A 24,094-nucleotide genomic window follows, 5' to 3' on the forward strand; every position below is an offset into this window, starting at 1 on the left:
AGTTGTTCTTCATAATTTCTTAATGATCTTTCTGCTCTTCGTCAGAGACAGAATTCAACGCAATACTAAACTTTTCATCTTAACCCTGTAAGCTAAGATATTCTCATGTATCGCGTCGGGATGAGTGCATTATAGGGGAAAAAAAATGGTACGCAAGCACTTTTATAAACATATGTGTTTGATCGATTCTTTTTCACCCAATTAAAATAAAAAAAAGTAAAAATATCATCACAAGCCACTGATAAATATCAATAAATATTAGGATATTTTATTTTCATTCTTTTTTGATTTTCACTTCTATTATCTTAATAGGTTGTTTTGGGACATTCTGATGCATACCATCAGTGATTGTCGGTACTTTTACAATACGGTCAACTACATCCATTCCTTTAATCACTTTTCCAAAAACTGCATAGCCCGCATTACCAGCAGAGCGATTTAGAAAACTATTATCTGCGACATTAATAAAGAACTGACTAGTAGCTGAATCAGGATTTGCGGTACGAGCCATTGCTAAGGTTCCGCGCGTATTAGCAATTCCATTTCCAGCTTCGTTTTTGATTGGTGCTCGAGTGGTCTTTTCCAGCATATTTGTAGTAAGCCCACCACCCTGTACCATGAAACCAGGAATTACGCGGTGGAATATCGTATCTTTATAAAAGTTCGACTTTATATAGCTTTTAAAATTCTTCACGCTGATTGGGGCTTTCTCATCATAAAGTTGTATTTCTATGTTGCCTAAATTTGTTTGCATTTCAACTAAAGTGTCAGCCCAGACTGAATGACTGCTTAAACCCAAGCAACATAACATTAATAATTTTTTCATATCTTCCTACAGTAAAATGCAAAACTTAATAAAGGTTAAATTTAATCGTCTATATAAAAGAATTCTAGTGAGTATTTATTATCTTTTATTTAAAGCCTTATATTTTAGATTTGTGTATGAGTCCACGTTCCACGTGAAACATGGACCAAACTTTTATTTAGCTATTTTTATCCCAGAATTTTCTAAAGTTTTTACTGAACTCAATGGTGTAACGTTTAGCCTTTTTAGAAATAGGCGTCAAATTTATAAATCCATGAGTTTGATCTGAGTATTCTTCATAATGCATTTTGACGCCATTTTGGCGTAGCTTATAGCTATAGATTTTTCCTTCATCATGTAATACGTCATGCCCAGCAGTAATCACGAAAGCCGGTGGGTTCTTTTTCAAGTTTCCATAGGTCGGAGAAATAATAGGATCATCTAATTCTACGTTATGCTGGGTTGCATAATATTGAGTGACATTATTGATATCTTTATCTGTCAAAACCAACCCTTCGTTATAGGCATAGAAGGAAGGATGTCGGCTCTTGAAATCAACTGCAGGGTAAATAAGAAGTTGAGCTTGTGGAGCATAAGGTTTATTTACTGATCTTTGAGCCACGACTGTACTGATGTTTCCACCTGCACTATCTCCCGCTACCGCAATTCGACCTTTTAATATTTTTAATTGTCTACGATTTTGATATACCCAAGCTAAAGCATCTTCACAAGATTGGATTAAATGCTGAGGAGAAACCTCAGGTGCTAGAGGATAATCAATACTGAGTACTTGTACTTTTGCATATTTTGCCAATATACGACAAACCTCATCATGAGTATCTAAACCACCGACAACAAATCCTCCCCCGTGATAGAAAACAAGAAGAGGTAATTTTTTATTAGGTGCCGGATGATAGTGTCTTGCGAAAACGGTTCCGCTTTGGAGAGGTAACCGAATATCTTCTACTGAATCAATATCGGTTGATTTCTGGCGTATAGCCAGCATTTGGGTATCGAACTGCCTTCTAGACTCAATGGGGTCTGAACCAATGAAACTGATATGGCCCTGTTTAATTTGTACAGCCATCATACATTTAGTAAATGAGTCGAGATCTGGATATTGGTAAGAATATCCAAGAATTTTGGCAAGTGATTCTTGAGCTAATCGAGGTAACTTATCAAGAGCTCGAGCAGCGGGCCCTTGGCCCTTTTCTAGCAATGTTTGAATTTTTTGATTGAATGCTGTCATGCCTATCTCCATGAATTCCTCTTATCCTTCATATTTTCTACAGAATTCTGTTGTTGTTTGACTATATTCGCATACAACTCACGTAATCAAGATACAAAGGTAAAACCCAAATTACGCTAATCTGATTTAAAGCAAATGTCATTAACAAATCTGTCACTTAAAACAGGACTTTTTTGCCAATTATTGTTAACAGACAAAAAGAGGTACGATTATGTCAACAAAATTAGTTGTTACTTTATTAGCAACCAGTCTTTTAACTGTAGGCTGTGTGGCTTATACGGATGACCCTTCTTACCGTGGTAATTATGGTTACCATGATCATGATACTAATCGCTATGATCGCAATGATGGACGTCGATATAACGATTGGGAACGGAAACGTTGGGAAGAACGTCAAAGAATATATGAACAACAACGAAGAGTTGCTCGCGAACAGGATCGAAATCGTCATGAATGGGATAAAAGACGCCATGACGAAGATAAAAAACACCGTGATGACGATAAAAGGCGCCACGAATGGGATAAAAAACGAGTAGAAGATCGGGATCATAATCATCGAGATTCTCGTCATGATGACTAAATTCATTACTATATAAAAAGCCCCAATAAGCTACGTCTTTTGGGGCTTTTTTGAGAATTCTAAACTCTCTTAATTATAGAGTAATGAGTAGCAGCTCACTTCATACATAAATCGGCATCTTAAATATACGACTCTATAATCTTTTAACTATTCTTATCACTAAGAATTACTGAGCTGTTGCAGAACCTGAAACAGAACCAGAAGCACCAGCATCAACTTGACCTGGTTGTGCTTGGCCAGAAACGCCCGCATCAACACCTACACCAGCTTGTACGCCAGATGGGCTAGCACTTGTTTGAGCAGAACCTGATGCATTTAAACCAGCTTCAGATGCACAACCAACAGCTGTAAAAGCAACACCAGCAAGTACTACAGAGATAAGACCTAATTTTTTCATAATCGCTTTCCTTTCATTACGACAAACACTTAAATGCAAAGATCATCTTCGCGCTGCCTATAATTCACAATTTTTTTTTCTGGCGTGCGTATCATTGGTTGTCTTTTGTAGTAATAGAAGTACAAGTTGTGCAATTTTTTATTAAATTCGCTTCCCCACCCCGGTCTCAACCTTTTATACAAGCCTAGCAGCTTAAGCTTTTGTTTAATTTTATCAATTTTTAATTTTTATCTTAGCCTTTTGCTCTACTCAAAAAAATTCTCTTTATAGAAACGCTATATAAGGTATGTAGAATGTTACAGAGGTTTTTTGCTTAAAAATTCAGTTTCTCCATTAAAAAAGCCGGGTATACACCACGGCTTCTATAAAAACTTATTCTATTTCGATTTAAATTACGGCCACTGCATCTCGCCTTTTACAACTTTTGCACCTAGCTCTAGGCTATCCACACTCTTTAATGTTGGATATTGTTTTTGCATGAGCTGACTCAGTTCACTCGCATTTTTACTTACTTTAGCAGCTTTCTCATAGCTCTTGAGATAGTCGATCGAAAAGTTAACCGCATCCAAACCTTGTGGCGCTCCCTCAACCATATGGGCAGGAACAACTGTTTGAGGTTGAAGTGCTTTAATGCTTTCTAGAGTTTGAATTACTTCATTGCGGTCTTTAACTTTTGGTGTATCTGCCATCCATAAATGAATGCCAGAAGATACAGGAATACCGCCAACTACTGCTTTTGAAGAAGGAATCCATAAATAAGTAAGTTCTTTCTTACCTTTAATCTCGATTGACTCATTTTCAAGCTTTAAAGTTTTAGCAGTATAAGCTTGAGGCACAATAATTTGGCTAGGCGCATTTGCACCCATTTGTGGACCCCAATACTTCACTTTGAGTGCTTGAGTATCTTGAATATGTTTAACAGTTTCCGGCGTTGCGATGATTTGTACATTTGGGAAGTATTGTTTAAATACGTCTAAGCCAAAGTAATAATCTGGATCGCCATAGCTTACAAAAATTGTTTTGAGCGTTTTACCGCTATCGATAATGTCGGCAGCAATACGTAATGCTTCAGATTTTGAGAATTGCGCATTGACCAATAGAACTTCTTTATCGCCTTCAATTAAAGTAGAGGTCACACCAAAATGTTCGGGTTTAGCCAGAAAACTTTGGATTTTTAGATCTTGTGCAAAAGCAGAGGAAGCCATTGTCAAAGCTGTGGCAGTTGCTAGGGCTGAAGCAGTTAATTTAAAAAATTTCATTATGTATTCTCCAATTTCATGAGAAATACTTTAAATTGCAATTCCTGTAAGGTAAATGCACTAAATTAAGATAAACTGTTGCATATATTGTAATAATGATAATGCATATGGACACATTAAAAGCCATACAAGTCTTTGTTTCTATTGCTCAGCATGGCAATTTAACCAAAGCCGCAGAACACCTGAATTATTCCCGTGCGATGGTTTCTCGTTATCTTGAGCATCTTGAACACACATTCTCAACTCGACTATTTCAAAGAAATACACGAAAAATATCACTCACACCAGCAGGTGAAAAAGCCCTACTCTATTGCGAAAATATTTTACAACAACAACAACTTTTACAAGAGCTGGCAGCACCCGAACAACATAACGGCACCATTCGCTTCACTTGTGGTCTATTTTTATTTCAATTAGGTGTTGGGGAATGTATTCGTCAATTTAAAAAGCAGCATCCTCATATTCAATTTGACGTATATCTGACTGAAAATACAATTGACTTGATTGATGCACAGGTCGATTTGGCCTTACGTATAACGCAAAAAGTTGCAGATGGATTAATTGCGAGGCCAGTCTGTCAGATCGAATCGGTATTTTGTGCTCATCCAGACTATTTAAAAGAGCATAGTCCCCTCTCTCACCCAAGACAACTTATTCAATATGAATGTTTAGCTCACCATAGCCAACATCAGTATTGGACTCTTTTTGATGAAGAACAACAACCGCAGAATTATCCTTTAAACGTTACCTTTAAAAGTAATGATGTAAATGCTGTTTATGATATGTGTCTACATGCTCAAGGTGTAGCTATGTTGCCTTCACTATTAGTTAAAAAAGATTTAAAAGAAAAACGACTAGTTCCTCTATTTAAAAACTTTTCAGCTCCAGAATTAATTCTGTCAGTGGTATATGCATCGAGACAACATTTACCCAAAATAACGCAGGAATTTATTGCTTTTATGATCGAAAATTTAGATTTTTACTTAAAACCACAAAATTAAAAGTTTTAAATTGCCGTGTACGCTTGAATTTTTAGGCAATGCCCATACTTCATACCTATTATTGAATTACAGCATATGCATGGCAGTTCAGGTTTTACACAGTAAATACTGATGCCAAAAGGACTGTACATGTTTAAAAACCCATTTAAACGGAGATCATCAATGGCTAATGAGCAAAACGAGCAAGCTCAAGACATTCAACACGAGCAAGCAGAGCAATCTAATGAGCAAACTCAGGCTGAAGGTTTAGAGCAAGCAAACGACGTTACCGTTGAATCTTTACAAGCGCAAATCACTAAATTAGAAGAAAGTCTTAAACTTGAAAAAGCACGTACAGCGAATGCTGTTTACGAAGCACAAAAAAGTGTAGAGCGTATTCAACGTGAGTCTGAAAAGCATAAGGAAACTGTGCTTGAAAAATTTGCAAAAGAATTACTGGATTCTGTAGACAATCTAGAACGCGCAATTCAAGCGGCTGGTGATGAAGAAACACCTGTACTTGAAGGTATCAAATTAACCTTGAAGTCACTGTTAACTGCGCTTGAAAAATTTGGCGTTGTAGAAGCTGATACTAAAAATGGTTTCAATGCAGATTTACATCAAGCAGTGGGCATTGCCCCAGATGCTAAAGCGAATGAAATCGGTACCGTTTTACAAAAAGGCTATACCTTAAATGGTCGCTTATTGCGCCCTGCTATGGTTATGGTTGGTCAATAAATAAAAATTTGAGAGTTTTTAGATTTTTTTTCGCTAAAACGCTTGAAAAAAATAGATTCACTCTCATATCGGATAATAAGCAAAAACATTGCAAAAGAATTTTTGAGGAAAACGTCACATGGCAAAAATTATTGGTATTGACTTAGGTACTACCAACTCATGCGTTGCTGTACTTGAAGGCGATAAAGTAAAAGTAATCGAAAACGCTGAAGGCACACGTACAACTCCGTCGATCATCGCTTATAAAGATGGCGAGATCTTAGTGGGTCAAAGTGCTAAGCGTCAGGCAGTAACTAACCCGAAAAATACATTATTCGCTATTAAGCGTTTAATTGGTCGTCGTTATGAAGATCAAGCAGTACAAAAAGACATCGGTCTTGTACCTTACAAAATCATCAAAGCTGACAATGGTGATGCTTGGGTTGAAGTAAACGACAAAAAATTAGCGCCTCAACAGATCTCTGCTGAAATCTTGAAAAAGATGAAGAAAACTGCAGAAGACTATTTAGGTGAAACAGTAACTGAAGCAGTTATTACTGTTCCTGCTTACTTTAACGATGCTCAACGTCAAGCAACTAAAGATGCGGGTAAAATCGCTGGCTTAGACGTTAAACGTATCATTAACGAACCAACTGCTGCTGCACTTGCGTTCGGTATGGACAAAAAAGAAGGCGATCGTAAAATTGCTGTTTACGACTTAGGTGGTGGTACTTTTGACGTATCAATCATTGAAATCGCAGACCTTGATGGTGACCAACAAATCGAAGTGTTATCAACAAATGGTGATACTTTCCTTGGTGGTGAAGACTTTGATAACGCATTAATTGAATTCTTGGTTGAAGAATTTAAGAAAGAACAAAGTGTGAACTTGAAAAATGATCCACTTGCGTTACAACGTTTGAAAGAAGCTGCTGAAAAAGCAAAAATCGAGCTTTCTTCATCAAATGCAACTGAAATTAATCTTCCATATATTACTGCTGATGCGACTGGTCCTAAACACTTAGTGATCAATGTAACACGTGCAAAACTTGAAGGTTTGGTTGCTGATTTAGTAGCTCGTACAATTGAGCCTTGCCGTATCGCGCTTAAAGATGCTGGTCTTTCGACTTCTGACATCTCTGACGTAATTTTGGTTGGTGGTCAGTCTCGTATGCCACTTGTACAACAAAAAGTACAAGAATTTTTTGGTAAAGAGCCACGTAAAGACGTGAACCCTGACGAAGCAGTTGCAATCGGTGCTGCGATTCAAGGTGCAGTATTGTCTGGTGACAAAACTGACGTTCTTTTATTAGACGTAACACCATTAACTTTAGGTATTGAAACAATGGGTGGTGTATTAACGCCAATCATTGAGAAAAACACGACGATTCCTGCGAAGAAATCACAAGTGTTCTCTACTGCTGCTGACAACCAGCCTGCTGTAGACATTTCTGTTTACCAAGGTGAACGTAAGATGGCTCAACAAAACAAATTGTTGGGTAACTTCCAATTAGGCGACATCCCACCTGCTCCACGCGGTGTGCCACAAATTGAAGTATCTTTCGACATCAATGCTGATGGTATCTTGAAAGTATCTGCTAAAGATAAGAGCACTGGTAAAGAGCAATCGATCCAGATTAAAGCAAACTCAGGTTTGTCTGATGCTGAAATCGAAGCAATGATTAAAGATGCTGAAGCGAATGCTGAAGAAGATCGTAAGTTTGAAGAACTTGCAAAAGCTCGTAACGAAGCTGATGCATTGATTTCAAGCTCGAACAAAGCTGTAAAAGATCTTGGTGATAAAGTTACTGAAGATGAAAAAACAGCTGTAAGTACTGCGGTTTCTGAACTTGAGTTAGCAACCAAAGAAAATGATGTTGAAGATATCAAAGCTAAAACTGAAGCTTTACAAAACATCTTGATGCCTATCACTCAACGTGCTTATGAACAAGCACAGCAAGCTGGTGGTGCAGAAGGCTTTGATCCAAATGCATTCCAAGGTAGCGATGCAGGTCAACAAAAAGCTGATGATGGCGTTGTAGATGCGGAGTTTACTGAAGTTAAAGATGACAAAAAATAATTTGTTTCTTTAATAAAAAACCGCGCTTAGGCGCGGTTTTTTATTGGTTACAAAAAATAACAATAGGTTTTTAAACATATTTTTAAATTTTCTAGTGTCAAAAAAGTCAATCATAAAAACTAATTCATTCATTATAAAAAAGATTTTATAAACCAAAATACACTGTTACTTATTCCAGTAATTATTCCATTATTGCCAAGTCTAAAAACATCTTTTTCAATTTTTCTACCGAGATCACAAAACCCACCCGCTCTCCGGTATTTTTTATCATTTTGACGGAATTGATTAAGTAGCTAACAATAAGATTTATTTATATTTTTTATTTTGCCATGAAAAAAATTCTATGGTTGGGATTGAGCTTATGTTTATGTATAGGCTTTCAAACGACGATCTTTGCTCAAAGTAATCTACCAACGGGTTTATCCAATCAACCTTTAAAGTATCGAATTGCTTTTATTGATCCACGATTTCAATTAACTCAAGAAAAAATTATTGAAGTTAGCCAACAAGCTGCTGAAATCTGGCACAAAGAGACTGGAAAAACCTATTTTATTTATGATCCTGAAGCAGAGTTATCAATTAACTTAATTTATGATAATCATCAACTGATGAAAAGTGAGCAACAGGAAAATTTAAATGTACTTTTGCAAAAGCAGGAAGTATGGCGCATTAAAAATGAAGAAATTATTTTAAACAAACGAGAAATTGATCAGCTATCATCAGATTTAAGCAAAAAAAAGATCTGCCTTAAAGCTGAGTTTGATCAATATCAACGAGACGTAACACGCTTTAACCAAGGGGAACATCGATACTATCGTGCTGATGATTTAAAAGAGCAGCAAAATCAGCTACAGCAAAAGTCTGAAAATCTGCAAAACGAATCAAATATTTTAAATAATAAAATTCAATCACTTAATACAAAAATTAAGAAACTAAATCAAGAGCAAAGTGATTTAACAACTTTAATGACACAATTTAAGCTAGAGCAAAAAGCCAGTATTCAGCCCTTTCATAAAGGTTTATTCAGCCAAAACCAAATTCAAATTTATGGTTATGCCTCTTTAAATGATTTACGTTTAACCCTTGCTCATGAGTTTGGCCATGCTCTAGGACTAAAACATACTACTGATCCTAAATCATTAATGTATCCCCGTTTAAAAGAGCAAGATATCCATAACTTCAAATTAACAGATTCAGATTTAGAGTTATTAGGCTCAATTTATAGTTCAATTAAGGAAAATTATTAAAGCTAAATGATTAAAAAAACTACACTAAACAAAGAATATTAAACTTTTTCTAAAAAATAATTTGGCATTTGGTAAAAAATTATGAGACTAAAGTCTCATTTATTTATCTAAATTGTACATTTTTTGATTGATTTTTCACTTTATATTCTTATAATACGTTTTTTTTAAAATCTCTCCCGTCAATTATGCGTTTAACATCTTTGTTACTAGGCGTTGCCTTTGCTTTTTCTAATTTTCAAGCTAATGCTAATCTTGCTACTCCAGCTCACACTCAAATTCAGCAAAACGCAGGTCAGCATCTGACTTATAAAATTGCTGAAATTGACCCACGTTTTGGTTTAAGCCAAGATCAATTGATTCAAATTAGCCAACAAGCGGCTGATATTTGGAAACAAGGCACTGGTCAGGATTATTTTACTTATGATCCAAATGCAAAGTTAGAAATTCGTCTAGTTTACGATAATGATCAAAGTCGTTCTGAACAGCGTCAAAAAATTGCAGCTCAGTTTCAGCAAGAACAGCAACGTGTAATTGATGAACAGCAACAAATTAAACAATTGAAGCAAACACTTGGTCAAACACAATCTGACCTTGAAAATAAAAAGCAGATTTTGAATGGCAAATTGAAAAATCTTGACGAGCAAATGATGCAGCTTAACCAAGGCAAATTAGCACCAGAATACAGCGCTAAATCTTTGGCTAAAACTCAGAAAGATTTGCAAAAACAAACTGTTGCTTTAAAGAAAGAAATTGCTGCATATAATGAGCAAGCTAAAGATTTAAATGTCAAAGTTACTCACTTTAACCAGATAAACAATGAGTTCAACAATTCATTGACCCAATTTAAGCAAAATGCTCAAGCTGATGTCTTTAAAAAAGGTATCTATAATGGCAAGCAAATTGTGATTTATGAGTTTAAGTCTATTGATGATTTACGTTTAACGATTGCTCATGAGTTAGGACATGCGCTTGGTTTAAAACATAGCGATCAACCAAATGCATTAATGTACTCAGTACGTAAAGATGGTGACAGAAAAGTCACTGGTCTTACAGATGCTGATCGTGATCTATTAAGTGCTTTACCTCAATAATTAAGGACTTGATATAAAATGATGTATCTATTTCTAGATAGATACATCGAAATTCATATCAAAGTCATGTTATTGTGGTCATAAGAGCTAACTAAAATAGAATGGAGATCAAGATGAGTTATTACCATATCCTGATTGAAGTAAATGATCATATCAGCACAATTGAACAAACGCGTGATATTGAACTATTTGATATTATTGAAATCAAACCGTATCTTCATTCTATTCTAATCCCCTTTTTCAATGAGCATGAAATTGAGCTTGAAGATGAAAATATTGAATATAAAGATATTCTACATCTTGAAGTGAAACAGACTCTGCTACCGATTGAACATTTAATTGAAGAAGAACAAAAGCAATTACCAAGTGATACAGATGTTACGATCACTGCGTATGAAATCTTTAATGATCGAGATTTAAGCCAAGATGTCACTTCAGTTATTTTTGATATTTTGGAAGCGGTAAAATTAGATTAGTAATCTTATATAAGTACTTATAAAAAAGGTCTGCATGTGCAGACCTTTTTATTCTTTTCAGTTTATTGCATCATTTTTTGGGCTTGTTCTTGGCGAAATGCGCGCAAGATTTGTTGCCCTGCTCGTCCTGTTGGATTTAAACCTAAACGAGTTTGTTCCTGACGAATAGCGACACGGGTTTTATCCCCAATAAGACCATCAACCGCACCAATATCGTAGCCGCGATTAATCAAAAACTGTTGGATTTCACGACGTTCCGCGCGTGAAGTTCCCTGATCATCAGTTGGCCAAGATGTTGCAAAAGGACGAGCGCCTTTTAAACGATCAGATAGATGGGCAATTGCAAGACCATAACTTTCCGCTGCGTTATAACTGTAGATAGCATCAAAATTCTTAAATACTAAAAATACTGGACCATTTACGCCTGCCGGTGCCATTAAACCTGCCGACGTACCGCCAGATAAAGGCCCTTGAACAAGTGGAGAACCGTCAATTCGAGTTACCCCTCGTACACTCCAGCTACTTAATGCTTTCTTTGAGCGACGCCCTTCTCCATCAATTGACATGCCTTGAGGAACTTTTACTTCAAAACCCCACGGCATTCCTGTTTGCCAACCAGCTTTATTTAAGAAATTAGCCGTTGATGCTAATGCATCTGCAGTACTTGATACCAAATCGCGACGACCATCTCCATCAAAATCAACAGCTAAACGTTCATAGGTCGATGGCATAAATTGCGTATGTCCAAACGCCCCAGCCCAAGAACCTTTCAGTTGATCTTCGGTTAAGTCACCGCGCTGTAAAATACGCATGGTGGCAAAAAATTCAGTACGGAAATAACTTTGTCGACGACCTTCACAACTTAAAGTTCCGAGCGCTTGTAATAAAGGATATTTTCCAGAAATATCACCAAAATTACTTTCTACGCCCCACACTGCCACAATTGTTTCTGGTGGCACGCCGTAGATTTGAGAAGCTCGATTTAAAACATCGCGATATTGCGCCAGTTTTTGTTTTCCAAGCTCAACACGCTCTTCATCGACTAAACCAGAAAGATAATCCCAAATTGGTGTCGAAAATTCTGGTTGATAGTTTAATTTATCAATAACTGAATAATCTGGAGTTAAGTTTTGAGTATAACGGTCATAAGTTGTACCAGAGACTCCCGCAGCAATTGCTTGAGAACGTAAATTTGCCAAACAACTTTGGAAATTATTATTAGGCGTATAATCCTCGCTAGTTACTACTGGAACAGTAGCATTGCTAGATATTGTAGAACCATTAATTACGAGCTCTGCTTGAGCCTGAGTCATTGCTAAAAATACAGAGCCAACAATACAAGAAAAACGTCGCATATTATCCCAGTTTCAATTTTTGAATTTAAATTTTTAAGTACCATACCATTATGAGTCTAAAATTTCAGAGAGAAAACGTAAATTTGAATTCATAATCTCTTCTTTAAATTCATTTCCAGTGTTTTAAATTCAAATTTCTCACTTTATTTTGAATTTAAAACGTCCCCTCATTCGCATCACCAGTTTTGAATTCAAAACAATAGCGCATAGTTTAAATTCAAAAGTCTTACTTTAAATTTAAACTATAACGCAGGCGTTTCTGTGGATAAACTTATCCACAATCGAGCAAAAACAGCACTATTTATTGATTCCATTCTATATTTCATTATTCTTGATGACACGAAAAATCCAATCACCAAACAATCTATATTTTTAAATTCAAAAATCACGCAATAATTTAAATTCAAACTTACCGCATTATTTTAAATTTAAAACACTTCAATAAACACCATTAGTTTTGAATTCAAAAACCATGAGCTCTGTCATCAGCTACAAATCAAACTCTCTTGTGGATAACTAACTTTAAATTCAAAACAATCAGGTTTTGCTTTTTAAATTTAAAAACACCATCAATACTTAAATTCAAAAATTCCCATAAAAAGTTATCCACAACCGCAAAATACTCATGATTTATTATTTTTTAAATTTAAAAGATAAAAAAGCGATCCGAAGATCGCTTTTTAGAGAATTAGAAATGCTTTAGAGGGTCATATCTGCTGTTAAAGCGAGTGGTTCTGGCAAAATTTCTGCTAATTGACGGCATAAATTCGTCAATTCATTACTATCCACAGGCATTAAAGTGATATGGCCTAACTTACGACCAGCACGTTCAGACTTGTTATAAAGATGTAGATGAGCACCATTTAAGGCAAGTACATCTTCAGTTTTAGGATGCTGACCAATAATATTGATCATAACTGTTGGGCGAACAACGTCTGTTGAACCTAATGGTAGACCTGCAACAGCTCGAATATGGTTTTCAAACTGTGAACAGACAGCGCCTTCAATTGACCAGTGACCTGAGTTATGCACTCGCGGTGCCATCTCATTTGCACATAAACCTTGTTCTGTTACAAATAGCTCTAGAGTTAACACACCTACATAGTTGAGGTGATTCAACAAACGAGTAATGTAGTCTTGAGCAACAGGTTGCAAAGCTTCGCTATTCGGTGCCGGAACAATTGAATGCGATAAAATGCCATTATGGTGGTGATTTTCAGCCAGTGGCCAAGTTTTTACTTCACCATTTTGACCGCGCACCGCAATAATTGAAACTTCACGAGAGAATTTAACAAAGCTTTCGGCAACTAGACTTTTTGCAGGCCCAAGTTCAGCCCAAGCAGTATCAATCTGGTCTTCTGAACGAAGTACAAACTGACCTTTACCGTCATATCCACCAGTTGCAGTCTTAAGCACAATCGGTAAACCAAGCTCAGCAACAGCCTTTTTCAAGCTTTCTAGACTATCTACAGCACGATACGGCGCAACAGGAATAGTAAGCTCATCAAACAATGCTTTTTCTGACAAACGATTTTGCGCAGTCGCTAAAGCAACACGGGGAGGGTGCAATGCTTTGGTTTGTGTCAAAACATCAACATCTTCAACGGGCGTATTTTCAAACTCAAGACTGAAAACATCAGCACTTTCAATAAACTGCTTTAAACCTTGCTGATCTTGACTAGAAAAGACTTGGCCCAAAACGCCTGCTGGACAATCTGTATTTGCTTCAAAAAAAGTACACTGAATATTTAATGGTAACGCTGCTTGAGCCATCATTCGGCCCAGTTGCCCACCACCAAAAATACCGATAGTTTTATCCATCTCAGCCTCTTACACCTGACCCGGAATATTTTTGCTTGCAACTTTATCAGTTTGCGCAGCACGGAAATCAGCAACATTTTTTGCGATTTCAGGACGAGTTAAACCTAAGATTTGTGCCGCCATGATTGCCGCATTCGTCGCGCCAGCTGGACCAATTGCCAAAGTACCAACGGCGATACCAGCTGGCATTTGTACGATTGAAAGCAAAGAATCTACGCCATTTAAAATTGATGATTTAACTGGCACACCCAAAACTGGTAAATCAGTTTTTGCGGCACACATTCCAGGTAAATGCGCTGCACCACCTGCACCAGCAATAATCACTTGAATACCGCGATCACGCGCAGTTTCTGCGTATTCAAATAAACGGTCTGGAGTACGATGAGCAGATACCACTTCCGCTTCAAATGGGACACCAAGCTGTTTAAGCATATTGGCTGTGTTTTCGAGAGTTGCCCAATCAGATTGAGAACCCATAATAATTCCAACGAGAGGTTGAGCGTCTTGTGCTGCGGCCGCATTCATTGCTAATGTTCCAGAGACAAAAGTAAAAGAAGATAAATCTCGACGAGAGCCAAGTTTTAAATGGTTCGGAAGCCCATTATTATAGACTGATTTTTCATCTCACGAAAATTTAACTGACCAGCTCTGCGAATATTTTTAATCTCGTCAAAAAATGTCATAGTTTATAACGATGACGCATTCTCAAATTTTATTAATATTATTTAAACATCCTGCAAAATAAACAGGTATTTGGAAGAGCAATAGCTTATTGCAAAGTAGAATAAAACATTTAATGCAACCTATTGCAGCTTACTGGCTTCTAAATACGAAGTAGACGCAGCCAAATAAACATACCATCGCCCATAAATAATCTAATTTAAATGGTTGTTTAAACAAGAAAAGCATAAACGGTACAAACACAATCAGTGTGACCACTTCCTGTGTAATTTTCATTTCACCGAGTAACCAGCCTTGCGCACTCAGCATACGAGTTGCCGGAATCATAAAACTATATTCAAGCAGGGCTATAATCCAACCGAATAAAATCGCTTGCCAGAGTGGAGCATGGTGTAAAAATTTAAGATGCCCATACCATGCAAGTGTCATAAAGCAGTTAGAAATAATTAAGAAAGCAAAAGCTAAAACCGTTGGATTCAAAGGCACATCCTTCATCATCACGATGATTTAAGTATTCTAAAGATACAAAACATTATAAAAGATAAAACTGTAATTCAGCTTAAATCGAAAAAATAAAGATGTGCTTTTGCCAGGGCCTCAAACACATAGAACAACAACGATTTTTGACTATCTTTTCGAGTTTAGCCTTGCTATCGTTGCTGGCAAATTTATCAATAATGAACACACAGTCATTCATACGAATATTGTGTACAAAAGCAGTGGAGAAGGCGAGCAATGCATCTGCATATATTGGGTATTTGTGGCACTTTTATGGGCTCTTTAGCACTTTTAGCTCGTGATTTAGGACATAAGGTAACCGGTTCCGATTCAAACGTTTACCCACCAATGTCTACCCAGTTAGAAAACGCAGGCATTACCCTCATGCAAGGCTACGACCGTAGTCATTTACAGCCTCATCCAGATTTGGTGATTGTCGGCAATGCCATGAAACGTGGTATTGATGCCGTGGAATATATGCTGAACGAAGGTTTGCCATATATTTCTGGCCCACAGTTCCTTGCCGATCATGTTCTACAAGGTAAACATGTGCTTGGTGTAGCAGGTACTCATGGTAAAACCACGACTACAACCATGCTGGCTTGGGTACTTGATCAGGCTGGTTTAAATCCAGGCTTTTTAATTGGTGGTGTTCCACTTGGTTTTAGTGAAAGCGCTCGTTTAGGCGGTGGAAAATACTTCTGCGTTGAGGCAGATGAATATGACTCTGCTTTCTTTGATAAACGTTCTAAATTTGTTCACTATCACCCAAAAACGGCGATTTTAAACAACCTTGAATTTGATCATGCCGATATTTTTGATGACCTAGCAGCAATTCAAAAGCAATTCCATCATCTTGTTCGTACCATTCCAAGTGAAGGCCGTATTATTGCGCCAATTACTGAAACTCATATTGATGAAGTGCTTGAAATGGGTTGCTGGACACCAGTGATTCGTACAAGTCTAGAAGCGAATGGAAAAGCTGCTTTGTCTGCTGAATTAATTTCAATTGATGGTAGCGATTTTAAAGTATTAGAAAATGGCAATGTCGTTGGCGAAGTTAAATGGACCATGACAGGCCAACATAACGTAGCTAATGCTTTGGCAACGATTGCAGCCGCTCAACATGTAGGTGTTACGCTTGAACAAGCTTGTGAAGCTTTGTCTAACTTTGGCGGCGTAAAACGTCGTATGGAGTTACTTGGTACAGTCAATGGTATTGAGGTTTATGATGACTTTGCTCACCACCCAACAGCAATTGACACCACTTTAGATGGCGCACGTAAACGCTTAGGTGAACGCCGTTTATGGGCCATTATCGAACCACGTTCAAACACAATGCGTATGGGCAGTCATAAAGATGGCTTAGCACACTCAGCACGCTTAGCAGACGAAGTCATCTGGTATCAGCCAGAAGGTTTAGATTGGGATTTACAACCCGTGATTGAAGCCGCTTCTAATCATGCTAAAGTCAGTCGTTCACTTGACGAAATTATTGAGCGTATTGTCAATGAAGCAGGTGAGGGCGATGCCGTTGTGATTATGTCTAATGGTGGCTTTGGCGGATTACATCAAAAACTCATGAGCGCATTAAAAGCGAAAGCTGCTTAACTTCCGCTTTAGATGATTCAATAAAAAAACGGGTTTCAAATTGAAACCCGTTTTTTTATATCAATTATTTTTAAACTTTTTCTGGCTCTATATTGGCCATAAATTTATTAGAAACCATTAAACGTAAACTATAGACAATTCCCATCGCAAAAATGCTATATCCCACGTTATTACAAATAAACGGAATACATAAAATAATGAGCGCTGTAATAGGGTAAAACCATTTGCTGATCCCCGTTAAACATTCAAATTCATATAGTCCCCAAATACAGGTGGTATAGAGCACCACACTCACCGCAACGACTATTCCCATATATAAATCGGAAATATGTGCATGATGGGTTGTGACATCCACAGCGGCAGCAAGCGCAGCACCCACCGCAGCAATACTGACAAAAATAAAATAATGGCCGTATCCCCAAACAAAGGGACGTACACCTTTAAAATGATGGTGTTGTTCGCTTCGGTCAAAATAAGCCCACCACATTGCAAACATCAGTATCAATCCACCGATCATTAAGAAAACGGCAGGAATATTCATTGACTGAGCGGCTAAGGAATCACGTATTGCATTAAAACTACCGACGATTGATTCACCCAGAACAATAATCGTGAGTAAGGCATAACGCTCTACAATATGATGTGGATGCCACGGCGTAGGTGAATATTTTTCTGCATAGTAGGGAACAAATAGCTCCATCGCAGCCACAAATAAAAATAAAGGGACTGAGAGTACATGTGTGAAATTGGCAACTAACCAACCAATCTGTACCAATACGATGCCTATTGCATAACGATAAGCCGTAATACGCCGAGCAGGATCATATTTTGCTGCACGCAACCACTGGGTAACGAGTGCCATTCGCATGATCACATAACCGATGATCATTATGTCAAAATCCTGACTACGAAACACATCAGGAATCCCTGCGGCCATTACCAATGAACCCACAATCTGTACAAAGGTAAGGCATCGATACAACGCATCGTCATTATCGTAAGCTGAAGCAAACCATGAAAAATTCATCCATGCCCACCACAGCGCAAAAAATACCATCAAGTAGCTTGGTAACGCATGCCAGAGGTGATTTTCAATAATGGCGTGGTGTAACTGCTGACCAGCTGTTGCAATCGCTACTACAAAAATTAAATCGAACAATAATTCGAGAGGAGTCGCTGCTCTATGCGGCTGTTGTGGATCTCTTGGAGATAAAGGCCTCAAACTTAATTTTTTCTGTTTTTCTTGAGTAGTCATAAAATAACGTTCTCGAATAAAGTGCCAACACGCTAACACTTTAATATTAACGTCCAGATCGCGCATTAAAAATTATCTAGGCTTGTTGTTTAATCTTTACTCACAAACAAGCTATATTTCATTTTTGTGACAATTCTTTATCAAGCCATTAGGCTTAATTCTTTATCATAGCCCACGTTTTTGTTGTTGTTTGGAATATGAATGTCTTTAGAAACACTCAACCTTAGCTTATTCCATGTGATTAATGGGGCTCAGGATGCGAGTCAATTTATCATTCGTCTTGCTATCTTTTTTGCTAATGATCTCCTCTATATTCTTTTATTCATCCTTACATTCTTATGGTTCTATGGCGATCAAGATTTAAAAAACAGGGTTGTTAAATCTGTCTTTTTGACCTGCGTGTCGCTTTTAGTGGGCTATGTTATTTCTCTGTTTTACCATCACGCAAGACCGTTTGTGATGGGTGTTGGTACTACTTTTATTGAGCATGCACCAACAGCATCTTTTCCAAGTAATCATATGCTGATTTTCAGCACTATTGCTCTGTCTTATTTGTTTGCTCAGCGCAAAATAATTGGAATCATTCTTCTATCCTTATCATTTGTGGTGGCATGGTCACGTATTTATTTAGGTGTGCATTTCCCGTTAGACATGTTAGGGGCTTTTATTGTCGCGCTACTGGTCAATACAGCAGGTTATTACTTCTGGAATGCTTACGGTACACGCTTCACTGCATTCTTTATTCACCTTTACCAGATTATATGCAAACCGCTTTTAGACCGTGGTTTGATTAAATAATCCGTAGATCTTTTTTATATTAAAACTACGGCATTAAGTTCAGTTGCGTAATATAAAAAAATCTGCCATTCTATGTGAAATTGGATATGTTTTATCCAAAACAGAATTTAGTTTGACAAGGGGAGTAGCCTCCTCCAAACATAACAGCAATGTTATGTGTCAGATATCGTCAATACACTTTTATTAAAAAGTCGGTATCTGAGCATCATGAAATTCATGATGTAGGCAAGACCTTGATCATGTTGATACAGATGTTTAATTCATCTGGCGACTGGTCGAGGTTTTTTTATGCCCAATTGCCGGATGTATGGAGGATTTATGGAATCGATCGGCAATTTATGGCTGTATATAGCATTCTTTGGCATTGTTATTGTCATGCTTTTAGTGGACTTCTTAGGCTTTAAACAAAAACAAGGCCAAGATGTCTCAATTAAGCAAGCTGCTTACTGGAGCGTGGCGTGGGTAAGCGTCGCGGTTTTATTTGGTGGTGGTTTATGGCTATATCTACAGCAAACGGCTGGTGCGACCTTAGCAAATCAAAAAACCATGGAATACTTCGCAGGTTACTTACTTGAAAAGTCTCTCGCAATTGACAACGTTTTCGTCTGGTTAATGATTTTTGCGGCATTTGCTATTCCAGCTGCACTACAACGTAAAATTTTGCTCTACGGCGTATTAGGCGCAATCGTACTGCGTACTCTGTTTATCTTTATTGGCGCATGGTTTGTTCAAGAGTTTTCATGGGTGCTTTATATCTTTGGTGCGTTCTTGGTATATACAGGTTTCAAATTCTTAAAGGGCCAAGAAGAAGAAACCAATATTGAAGATATCAAAGCTCTAAAATGGTTACGTAAGCACATGCGTATTACACCACAGCTTGAAGGTGACAAATTCTTTGTACGTCAAAATGGTTTACTGTGGGCAACGCCGTTATTTTTAGTATTGATTTTGGTTGAAGCTTCAGACGTGATTTTCGCAGTAGACTCTATTCCTGCTATTTTCGCGGTAACCAGTGATCCATTTATTGTTTTAACAGCGAACTTAATGGCAATTTTAGGCTTACGCGCAATGTTCTTCTTGCTTGCTGGCGCTGCTTCTAAACTGCATTACTTACCATATGGTTTAGGCATCATCTTATTGTTCATTGGCGCGAAAATGTTGTTGCTTGATGTATTCCACATGCCAATCTGGATTTCTTTAAGCTTTATCGTAATAGTGTTAGCAATTACCGCGTATCTCTCTTTACGACACAACAAAAAGCAATTGCAGTCTTAATTCATCCTATCAAGGGATCTACATAAAAAAGCACTTTAAAAGTGCTTTTTTATTGGGTCTTGCTTGCGATCAATCAGTGCATTTTAAGTACTTAACAAATAATAAGCTTTCATGTTTAAAGCTAAATTAGAACAAAAATTCAAAAATATAATTAAATAAGTTTATGTATTTTAATAATTTTACTCTTAACTTCTTTATTAAAAATCAATATTGGCAAGCTCTTTGCATTTCCTAAAAAGAAAAAAGCCTAGATTTTAAGGGCTCGCGAGAGCCCTGATTTTTTTAAGGAGTGATGCCATGAATGCGATTCCAACTTTAACGCCCCTTGCAATGCCGTGTAACAGCAGTTTTGAAGCAAAAGATTGGGAAATTTTATCTACTCACTGGTATCCCGTCGCACGTATTCAAGATGTCTCTACTGCACCACAAAGAGTGACGTTATTAGATGTGAATATGGCCCTATATAAGACAGAAAGTGGCGAAATTCATCTGGTCCGAGACATTTGCCCACATCGTGGTGTGCCTTTAACCAAAGGGTGGGTGGACGACGAAGAAATTGTGTGTCCCTATCATGGTCTACGCTATAACACCGAAGGGAAGTGCACCCAAATACCAGCTCAACCTGAGTTGACCAAAATTTCTGATCGTTTTTCTCTAACCAAATTTCCAGTCGTGCAACGATATGGCCTGATTTGGACCAGTATTCACAGTCGTGACCTTACTCAAGCCAATATTCCTGTATTAGATACTTGGGAGCATGCTGAGCATCAATCAATTTTGCCGCCTTTTGTAGATATTGGAGGGTCTAGCGGACGTCAACTCGAAGGGTTTATCGATGTCGCGCATTTCGCATGGGTACATCACAATGCCTTTGCGAATCGAGAGAACCCTGTTGTACCCAAATATCATACTGAACGCACCAGCTACGGCCTAAAAACAGTCTATATCAGCAATGTCAGTAACTATCCACATGAGCTAAAACATCTCGAACCAGAAGGCTTTTTATGGAAACGCACCTTTGATGTCTATCCACCTTTTTCAGCTGTGCTTACGGTCGATTTCCCCGAAGGTGGCATTTTAAAAATATTGAATGCATGCTGTCCTATCTCAAGTAATAAAACCCGTTTATTTGTTCCACTTACCCGTAACTTTGATCAAACAGGCGATTTAGAAAAGGTATATGCATTTAATGCCCAAATTTTTGCAGAAGACCAAGACATGGTCGAATCACAAAAGCCTGAAGACCTGCCACTTGATTTAATGATGGAAGCACATTTTGAAGCAGACCGTTCATCAACGACTTATCGACGGATTTTGGCTGAATGGGGACTAAGTAAACGTTATACCGTTTAAATATTGGTTAACTGGGGTACAATCAATCGAAAAAAGTGAAAATATAAAGGCTTTCCATGTCATTGATCGCAAATACCACCGTTGTGCGTGGTCGTTTTTTAGATATCCAGCAAACCGTCTCTGAGCCAACTGATATTCCAAATCAAGTGCGTTATTTAGAAGATGGTGTATTGATTAGTGAACATGGAAAAATCAAATGGTTTGGTGCATGGGAAGAAGCCCAAGCCCATCTTCCTGCTGGGGTTGAGATTCAACATTACCCAGAACAATTGATTGTACCTGGCTTTATTGATACCCATATTCACTTCCCGCAAACCGAAATGGTGGGAGCTTACGGCGAGCAACTTTTAAGCTGGCTTAATACCTATACTTTTCCAACTGAAATCCAGTTTCAAGACAAAGCATATGCAAATGAAATTGCTCAGTTCTTTATTCAGGAACTATTAAAACACGGTACAACCATGGCCCTCGTTTTCTGTACGGTCCATCCTGAGTCTGTTGATGCCTTATTTGAAGCCGCAGAACGCGTTCAGATGCGTTTAATTGCCGGTAAGGTACTCATGGACCGCAATGCCCCTGAAGCGCTTTGTGACACACCAGAAACGGCTTACAGCGACACTAAATCACTCATTGAAAAATGGCATGGTAAGGGCCGTGCTCTCTATGCGATTACCCCACGTTTTGCACCAACGTCTACACCTGAACAGTTAGAAAGAGCAGGACAGTTAAAACAAGAATTTCCGGATGTTTATGTACATACGCATTTAAGCGAGAACAAAGATGAAATTGCTTGGGTGAAATCTTTATTTCCAGAACAAGCAGGTTACTTAGATGTTTATCAACATTACGGTCTAACTGGTAAACGTTCTGTGTTTGCGCATTGTGTTCACTTAGAAGATGAAGAATGGCAATGTATGCATGATACGCAGTCGGCTATCGCATTTTGCCCAACTTCAAACCTGTTCTTAGGTAGTGGTTTATTTCCATTGAAAAAAACTTGGGAAAAACAAGTAAAAGTAGGCTTAGGTACAGATATCGGTGCTGGTACATCGTTTAGTTTGCTGCAAACTGTTAATGAGGCTTATAAGGTCCAACAGTTACAGGGTGATAAACTTTCAGCTTATGAAGCGCTCTATCACGCCACACTAGGCGGAGCAAAAGCGCTTGATTTGCAGGACAAGTTAGGCAATTTCAACATCGGTAAAGAAGCAGACTTTGTGGTACTCAACCTTAAGCCAACTGCACTACAGCAACTGCGTCAGTCTAAATCCAAATCTGTTGAAGATTCGTTGTTTGCATTATTCACTTTAGGTGATGACCGTAATATTGAAGCGACTTATATTTATGGAAACCGTGCTTATCAAAAAGAAACAGCCTAATAAAAATCGGGCCGTTAAGTTTTTGTTATTATTTGGAATATGTGCTCTTGTATTAAAGCGGGATCGACATATTGCTCAAAATGATAAAACTTCAGAGTCATCAAAGGGTGCATGAAACATCATTTTGCTTTAAAATTTTACCATTAACTCAGATTTTAGAGGTGTTGCAGGTCAACACCTTTTTTATTTTTTCTTTTATATCTTGTAGGAATCTGACATGACTGTTGCAATGAGCATCATGATTTCAACCGAAGAAATTCAAGCAAAAGTCAAAGAGCTCGGCGAGCAAATTAACGCTCACTATGCAAATAGTGACAAAGAGTTAGTCCTGATCGGGCTACTGCGTGGTTCTGTTATTTTCATGGCAGACTTGTGCCGAACGATTACGAAACCGCATGAACTCGACTTTATGACAGTGTCTAGCTACGGCGGCGGTACGACTTCAAGTCGAGATGTTAAAATCTTAAAAGATCTTGATGGTGAAATTCGCGGTAAAGATGTATTGGTTGTTGAAGATATTATCGACTCAGGTAATACCTTAAGCAAAGTTATGGAAATGCTGCAAACTCGTGAACCAAATTCGATTCAATTGTGCACGTTAGTGAGTAAACCATCTCGCCGTGAAATTGATCTTGAAGTTAAATTTTTAGGTTTTGAAGTAGAAGACAGATTCATTGTGGGTTATGGATTAGACTACGACCAAAAATATCGCCACTTACCATTTATTGGCGAAATTGGTTTATAAATTTCAAAAAAATAGCACCTCACGGTGCTATTTTTTTATATAAAACTTTAGCTTCGAACAAAAAAGACACAAAAAGTCGCAATCTGCTACAGACAAAATAGATGACTCTGCCGCACGATAGAATATGAAGCAAAATCATTAACTTCATCAAAAAAACAACTGGAGAACAAATATGTGGTCACTCATTGTCGCTATTGTAGTTGGTTTCTTTGCTGGCTTAATCGCTCGTGCCTTACATCCTGGAGATGATAAAGCAGGTTTTATCGTAACCACTCTAATTGGTATTGCAGGTTCACTTCTAGCCACTTATGGTGGTCGGTTACTTGGCCTTTATGGAGAAAATTCAGCTGCGGGCTTTATCGCATCTGTAATTGGCGCCATCGTTATTCTTTTTATCTACAACTTGATTGCACGAAAAAGTTAATGACTTTTAGGCAATAAA

The 24,094-nt window shown here is 37.7% G+C and carries 22 protein-coding genes and 1 pseudogene; 14 read left to right on the forward strand and 9 right to left on the reverse strand.

Annotated features, from left to right (window positions below):
* Positions 1-274 precede the first annotated feature (274 nt).
* Together NL42_RS09275 and NL42_RS09280 are read right to left on the reverse strand one after the other, a co-directional pair.
* On the reverse strand, positions 275-826 hold the full coding sequence (locus NL42_RS09275) for a peptidylprolyl isomerase (protein WP_461312542.1): 552 nt from the start codon (positions 824-826) through the stop codon (positions 275-277).
* A gap of 157 nt (positions 827-983) precedes the next feature.
* Positions 984-2,054: an alpha/beta hydrolase gene (locus tag NL42_RS09280; protein WP_461312543.1), complete on the reverse strand. Its 1,071-nt coding sequence runs from the start codon at positions 2,052-2,054 to the stop codon at positions 984-986.
* A 211-nt stretch (positions 2,055-2,265) separates the two neighbouring features.
* On the opposite strand from NL42_RS09280, the gene NL42_RS09285 reads away from it, so the two are divergent.
* Positions 2,266-2,634, forward strand: coding sequence for a hypothetical protein (locus tag NL42_RS09285; protein ID WP_461312544.1), 369 nt, complete (start codon positions 2,266-2,268; stop codon positions 2,632-2,634).
* Between the two features lie 166 nt (positions 2,635-2,800).
* Here the strand turns inward: NL42_RS09285 and NL42_RS09290 are convergent, their stop codons facing one another.
* Complete coding sequence (locus tag NL42_RS09290; RefSeq protein WP_000733015.1) at positions 2,801-3,031, reverse strand: hypothetical protein; 231 nt, start codon at positions 3,029-3,031, stop codon at positions 2,801-2,803.
* A gap of 392 nt (positions 3,032-3,423) precedes the next feature.
* A complete protein-coding gene (locus NL42_RS09295) occupies positions 3,424-4,290 on the reverse strand; it encodes an MBL fold metallo-hydrolase (RefSeq protein ID WP_252611042.1) in 867 nt (288 codons plus the stop codon).
* 107 nt (positions 4,291-4,397) lie between these two features.
* Here NL42_RS09295 and NL42_RS09300 point away from each other — a divergent pair, with 107 nt between their 5' ends.
* From NL42_RS09300 to NL42_RS09325, 6 genes and pseudogenes are all read left to right on the forward strand, one after another.
* Positions 4,398-5,291: a LysR family transcriptional regulator gene (locus NL42_RS09300; protein ID WP_461312545.1), complete on the forward strand. Its 894-nt coding sequence runs from the start codon at positions 4,398-4,400 to the stop codon at positions 5,289-5,291.
* 162 nt (positions 5,292-5,453) lie between these two features.
* Positions 5,454-6,008: a nucleotide exchange factor GrpE gene (grpE, locus tag NL42_RS09305; protein ID WP_461312546.1), complete on the forward strand. Its 555-nt coding sequence runs from the start codon at positions 5,454-5,456 to the stop codon at positions 6,006-6,008.
* A 118-nt stretch (positions 6,009-6,126) separates the two neighbouring features.
* Positions 6,127-8,067: a molecular chaperone DnaK gene (gene dnaK / locus NL42_RS09310; protein ID WP_461312547.1), complete on the forward strand. Its 1,941-nt coding sequence runs from the start codon at positions 6,127-6,129 to the stop codon at positions 8,065-8,067.
* Positions 8,068-8,396: 329 nt separating this feature from the next.
* The gene (locus NL42_RS09315) at positions 8,397-9,314 is read left to right on the forward strand and encodes a matrixin family metalloprotease (RefSeq protein WP_461312548.1); all 918 of its coding nucleotides are present in this window, start codon (positions 8,397-8,399) and stop codon (positions 9,312-9,314) included.
* Between the two features lie 111 nt (positions 9,315-9,425).
* A pseudogene (locus NL42_RS09320) lies at positions 9,426-10,405 on the forward strand (M57 family metalloprotease).
* Positions 10,406-10,506: 101 nt separating this feature from the next.
* A complete protein-coding gene (locus NL42_RS09325; RefSeq protein ID WP_003656007.1) occupies positions 10,507-10,881 on the forward strand; it encodes a hypothetical protein in 375 nt (124 codons plus the stop codon).
* A 62-nt stretch (positions 10,882-10,943) separates the two neighbouring features.
* Here NL42_RS09325 and NL42_RS09330 read toward each other — a convergent pair whose 3' ends face one another.
* From NL42_RS09330 to NL42_RS09345, 4 genes are all read right to left on the reverse strand, one after another.
* Entirely contained in the window at positions 10,944-12,236 is a 1,293-nt protein-coding gene (locus NL42_RS09330; RefSeq protein WP_461312549.1) for a lytic murein transglycosylase, read from the reverse strand.
* A gap of 699 nt (positions 12,237-12,935) precedes the next feature.
* Positions 12,936-14,057 (reverse strand): 5-(carboxyamino)imidazole ribonucleotide synthase, encoded by a 1,122-nt coding sequence (locus NL42_RS09335; protein WP_461312550.1) that lies wholly within the window; start codon positions 14,055-14,057, stop codon positions 12,936-12,938.
* A 9-nt stretch (positions 14,058-14,066) separates the two neighbouring features.
* Positions 14,067-14,582 (reverse strand): 5-(carboxyamino)imidazole ribonucleotide mutase, encoded by a 516-nt coding sequence (gene purE, locus NL42_RS09340; protein ID WP_002115451.1) that lies wholly within the window; start codon positions 14,580-14,582, stop codon positions 14,067-14,069.
* Positions 14,583-14,870: 288 nt separating this feature from the next.
* Positions 14,871-15,233, reverse strand: coding sequence for a DMT family protein (locus tag NL42_RS09345; RefSeq protein WP_199968772.1), 363 nt, complete (start codon positions 15,231-15,233; stop codon positions 14,871-14,873).
* Between the two features lie 240 nt (positions 15,234-15,473).
* Between NL42_RS09345 and mpl the strand changes: the two genes are divergently transcribed.
* Positions 15,474-16,847 (forward strand): UDP-N-acetylmuramate:L-alanyl-gamma-D-glutamyl-meso-diaminopimelate ligase, encoded by a 1,374-nt coding sequence (mpl, locus tag NL42_RS09350; protein ID WP_461312551.1) that lies wholly within the window; start codon positions 15,474-15,476, stop codon positions 16,845-16,847.
* A 70-nt stretch (positions 16,848-16,917) separates the two neighbouring features.
* Here mpl and NL42_RS09355 read toward each other — a convergent pair whose 3' ends face one another.
* The gene (locus tag NL42_RS09355; RefSeq protein WP_461312552.1) at positions 16,918-18,168 is read right to left on the reverse strand and encodes a low temperature requirement protein A; all 1,251 of its coding nucleotides are present in this window, start codon (positions 18,166-18,168) and stop codon (positions 16,918-16,920) included.
* Between the two features lie 135 nt (positions 18,169-18,303).
* Between NL42_RS09355 and NL42_RS09360 the strand changes: the two genes are divergently transcribed.
* The 6 genes from NL42_RS09360 to NL42_RS09385 all read left to right on the forward strand — a co-directional run bounded on the left by NL42_RS09360 (position 18,304) and on the right by NL42_RS09385 (position 24,076).
* Positions 18,304-18,900, forward strand: coding sequence for an undecaprenyl-diphosphatase (locus NL42_RS09360; protein ID WP_461312553.1), 597 nt, complete (start codon positions 18,304-18,306; stop codon positions 18,898-18,900).
* A 318-nt stretch (positions 18,901-19,218) separates the two neighbouring features.
* A complete protein-coding gene (locus NL42_RS09365) occupies positions 19,219-20,175 on the forward strand; it encodes a TerC family protein (RefSeq protein WP_461312554.1) in 957 nt (318 codons plus the stop codon).
* A gap of 297 nt (positions 20,176-20,472) precedes the next feature.
* A complete protein-coding gene (locus NL42_RS09370) occupies positions 20,473-21,528 on the forward strand; it encodes a Rieske 2Fe-2S domain-containing protein (RefSeq protein ID WP_461312555.1) in 1,056 nt (351 codons plus the stop codon).
* Positions 21,529-21,584: 56 nt separating this feature from the next.
* A complete protein-coding gene (guaD, locus tag NL42_RS09375; protein ID WP_461312556.1) occupies positions 21,585-22,907 on the forward strand; it encodes a guanine deaminase in 1,323 nt (440 codons plus the stop codon).
* Positions 22,908-23,124: 217 nt separating this feature from the next.
* Positions 23,125-23,652, forward strand: a complete 528-nt coding sequence (gene hpt, locus NL42_RS09380) for a hypoxanthine phosphoribosyltransferase (protein ID WP_199986040.1) — start codon at positions 23,125-23,127, stop codon at positions 23,650-23,652.
* Between the two features lie 172 nt (positions 23,653-23,824).
* Positions 23,825-24,076: a GlsB/YeaQ/YmgE family stress response membrane protein gene (locus tag NL42_RS09385; protein WP_002115476.1), complete on the forward strand. Its 252-nt coding sequence runs from the start codon at positions 23,825-23,827 to the stop codon at positions 24,074-24,076.
* Positions 24,077-24,094: the final 18 nt, after the last annotated feature.

Source organism: Acinetobacter sp. GN11 (assembly GCF_054823985.1).